Source organism: Streptomyces sp. NPDC005794 (genome assembly GCF_042871445.1).
Lineage (GTDB): Bacteria > Actinomycetota > Actinomycetes > Streptomycetales > Streptomycetaceae > Streptomyces.
In genome coordinates, this window is the sequence record NZ_JBIAIN010000053.1 from 1 (window position 1) to 3,866 (window position 3,866).

General features: G+C 71.0%; 1 protein-coding gene. It reads left to right on the plus strand.

Annotation, left to right across the window (positions count from 1 at the left end; translation table 11 throughout):
• The coding region (locus ACFYQ5_RS36005) for an SDR family NAD(P)-dependent oxidoreductase (RefSeq protein ID WP_389203832.1) at nt 1–3,866 on the plus strand (3,866 nt) is incomplete at both ends.

Genomic DNA, 3,866 nt, shown 5'->3' on the forward strand with positions numbered 1-3,866 from the left:
TACATGGCGCCGAGCTCGATTGGAAGGCCCTCTTCCCCGGTCACCGCACGACCGTCGACCTCCCCACCTACCCCTTCCAGCGCGACCACTACTGGATGGTGGCCCCGGACGAGGACGCGGACGCCGATGTCACGCGGAGCGTGGACGAGGTCGAGGCGGCCTTCTGGGAGGCCGTGGAGCGGGAGGATCTGGAGCAGCTGACGTCAACGCTCGTCGACGTGGACGAGCACTCGCTGAGCGCGGTGCTGCCTGGGCTCTCGTCCTGGCGGCGGCAGCGGCGTGAGCGGTCGACGATCGACGGCTGGCGCTACCGGGTGACCTGGAAGCCGCTGCCGGGCGGCCTGCCGGTTCCGGCGCTGACGGGACGCTGGCTCGTCGTCGTGCCGGAGGGCGCTGCGGAGCACCCGTGGGCGTCCGGAACCGTCGAAGCCCTGGCGCAGGCCGGGGCCGAGGCCGTCGAACTGAACGTATCCGCAGCCGAGTCGACCCGAGAGGTGCTGTCCGGGCGGCTGGGGGGTCTGGCGGAGGCGGGTCTTGCCGGTGTGGTGTCGCTGCTCGGGTTGGATGAGTCGGGGCATGTGGACCATGCCGGTGTGCCGGTCGGGCTTGTGGGTTCGGTGGCGTTGGTGCAGGCCCTTGGTGATGCCGGGGTGGTTGCGCGGTTGTGGTCGGTGACGTCGGGTGCGGTGTCGACCGGTCGCAGTGATGGGGTGGAGTCGCCGGTTCAGGCTCAGCTGTGGGGCCTGGGCCGTGTCGTGGCTCTGGAGCATCCGGAGCTTTGGGGTGGTCTGATCGACCTGCCCCGGACGTACGACGCCCGCACGGGGTCGCGGCTCGCCGGGATCCTTGCAGGCGCCGGTGACGAGGACCAGCTGGCGGTACGGGACACAGGTGTCTTCGTACGCCGTTTCGCGCACGCCCCGCTGGAGGCGGGCGAGGGCGCGGAGCCGGAGTGGACGGTGCGCGGGACGGCGCTGGTCACCGGTGGCACGGGTGCCATCGGTGGGCATGTGGCGCGGTGGCTGGCGGGTGAGGGCGTGGAGCACCTCGTTCTCACGAGCCGTCGTGGTATCGATGCGCCTGGCGCCCTCGAACTGAAGGCGGAGCTGGAGGAGTCTGGGGCCGAGGTCACCGTTGCAGCCTGCGATGTGGCCGACCGGGACGCGGTCGAGGGCCTGCTCACTGAGCTGGCCGCGAACGGGCACCAGGTCCGGTCTGTGTTTCACGCGGCTGGCGTGAGCCCCGCGCACCCCGTCGCCGACATGTCAGCCGCCGACATCGCGGAGGTGTTCGGCGCGAAGACTGCGGGTGCTACGCATCTGGACGAGCTGGTCGACGCCGAGGGTCTCGATGCATTCGTGCTGTTCTCGTCCAACGCGGGCGTGTGGGGCGGCGGTGGCCAGGGTGCGTACGCGGCCGCCAACGCATACCTTGACGCGCTCGCCGAACACCGTAGAACCCGTGGTCTGATCGCCACCTCTGTCGCCTGGGGTGCCTGGGGCGGCAGCGGGATGGCAGCGGCCGAGGAGGCCGAGGAGCACTTGCGGCGCCGCGGGGTGACGGCGATGGCGCCGGAGCGTGCGGTGGTGGCGCTGGCCCAGGCGGTGGCGCACGACGAGACGTTCGTGGCCGTCGCCGACGTGGACTGGGTGCGGTTCGCACCCGCCTTCACCTCGCTGCGGCCGAGCCCGTTCATCGGTGAACTGCCTGAGGCGCGACGCGTACTGACCGAGTCCGAGGAAGCCGTCGCGACGGGCAAGCAGGGAGTTTCCGGCTCTGAGTGGGCCGAGCGGCTCGCGGGCCTTGCCGCACGCGAGCAGGAATGGTTGCTGCTCGATCTCGTACGGGCGCAAGCGGCCTCGGTGCTCGGCTATGCCGGTGCGGAGGCGGTGGAGCCGGGCCGTGCTTTCCGTGAGCTGGGCTTCGATTCGTTGACGGCTGTCGAGGTGCGCAACCGCCTCGCCGGCGCCACCGGTCTCAAGCTGCCCACCACCCTCGTCTTCGACTACCCCACCTCGGCCGCACTCGCGGGCCACCTGCGGACGCAGTTGGTGGGCGGCGACGAGAAGCGGATGCCGGCCACCACCGCGGGCGGGTCCCTGGTCCCGGTCGGGGGTGTCGAGGAGGACCCGGTGGTGATCGTGTCGATGAGCTGCCGTTACCCCGGCGGTGCCACCGATCCCGAGGCGCTGTGGCGCCTGGTCGCCGACGGCACCGACGCGGTCTCCGTCTTCCCCACCGATCGGGGCTGGGACCCCGAGGCCCTCTCCCCCTCGGAGCAGAATCGGTCCGGCGCCGACACGGGCCCGGACGGCACGGATGGTGCGGACACGGGCTTCGCGGCACAGGGCGGATTCCTCTACGACGCCTCCGAGTTCGACGCCGGGCTCTTCGGCATCTCGCCGCGCGAGGCCCTCGCCATGGACCCGCAGCAGCGGCTCCTCCTGGAGACGGCGTGGGAACTGTTCGAACGCGCGGGCATCGCACCGTCCACCCTGCACGGCAGCAGTACCGGCGTCTTTGTCGGGGCGTGCGCCCAGGGCTGGGCAGCGGGCTTGGCCCACGCGCCGGAAGGTGTCGAGGGTTACCTCATGACCGGCGACGCGACCAGCGTCATCTCCGGCCGCCTCTCCTACAGCTTCGGCCTCGAAGGCCCGGCGGTCACCGTCGACACGGCGTGCTCGTCGTCGCTGGTCGCCCTGCACCTGGCCGCGCAGGCGCTGCGCCAGGGCGAGTGCGACATGGCACTCGCCGGTGGTGTGACCGTCATGGTCAGCCCCGCGGCCTTCCTGGAGTTCAGCCGCCAGCGCGGCCTCGCGGCGGATGGTCGCTGCAAGCCGTTCGCGGAGGCTGCGGATGGTACGGGCTGGGGTGAGGGTGTGGGCCTGCTGCTCCTGGAGCGGTTGTCGGATGCGCGCCGCAACGGCCACGAGGTCCTCGCGGTCGTACGGGGTTCCGCCGTGAACCAGGACGGTGCGAGCAATGGCCTCACCGCCCCGAATGGTCCGTCGCAGCAGCGGGTGATCCGTGCCGCCCTCGCCAGTGCCGGTCTGTCGGCCGGTGACGTCGATGCCGTGGAGGCGCATGGTACGGGCACGACGTTGGGTGACCCGATCGAGGCGCAGGCGCTGCTCGCCACGTACGGTCAGGAGCGCTCTGCTGAGCAGCCGCTGTGGCTCGGCTCCATCAAGTCCAACATCGGTCATACGCAGTCGGCCGCCGGTGTCGCGGGCATCATCAAGATGGTCAAGGCGATGCAGGAAGGCGTCCTGCCGCAATCCCTGCACGTCGACGAGCCCAGCACTCACGTCGACTGGTCCGCCGGAGTCGTCGAACTGCTCGCAGAAGCACAGGAGTGGCCGGACACCGGTCGGCCGCGGCGGGCCGGCGTGTCCTCGTTCGGTGTGAGCGGTACGAACGCGCATGTGATCGTGGAGCAGGCCCCGGTGGAGGAGCTTGCCGAGGCCAGGACCGTCACCAAGACCGACACTGCGACCATCGGGGCGGCTGATCCTGTCGCCCCGTCGACCGCCCTGCCGTGGCTGGTGTCGGCCCGTAGCGCCGAGGCCCTGCACGCACAGGCCAACCGTCTGCGCGGACACCTGGTGACGCACGCCGACGCGGACCCGGTGGACGTGGGCTGGTCGCTCCTCTCGGGCCGGTCCACCCTCGAACACCGTGCCGTGGTCCTCGGCCGGGGACGCGAGGACTTCCTCACCGGCCTGGAAACCGTGGTCTCCGGCAGCGCAGGACCGGGCGTGGTCTTGAGCGCGGTCGTCGAGGGTCGTCTCGGGATCGTTTTCACTGGTCAGGGTAGTCAGCGGGTTGGTATGGGGCGTGAGTTGTATGAGGCGTTCCCGGTGTTC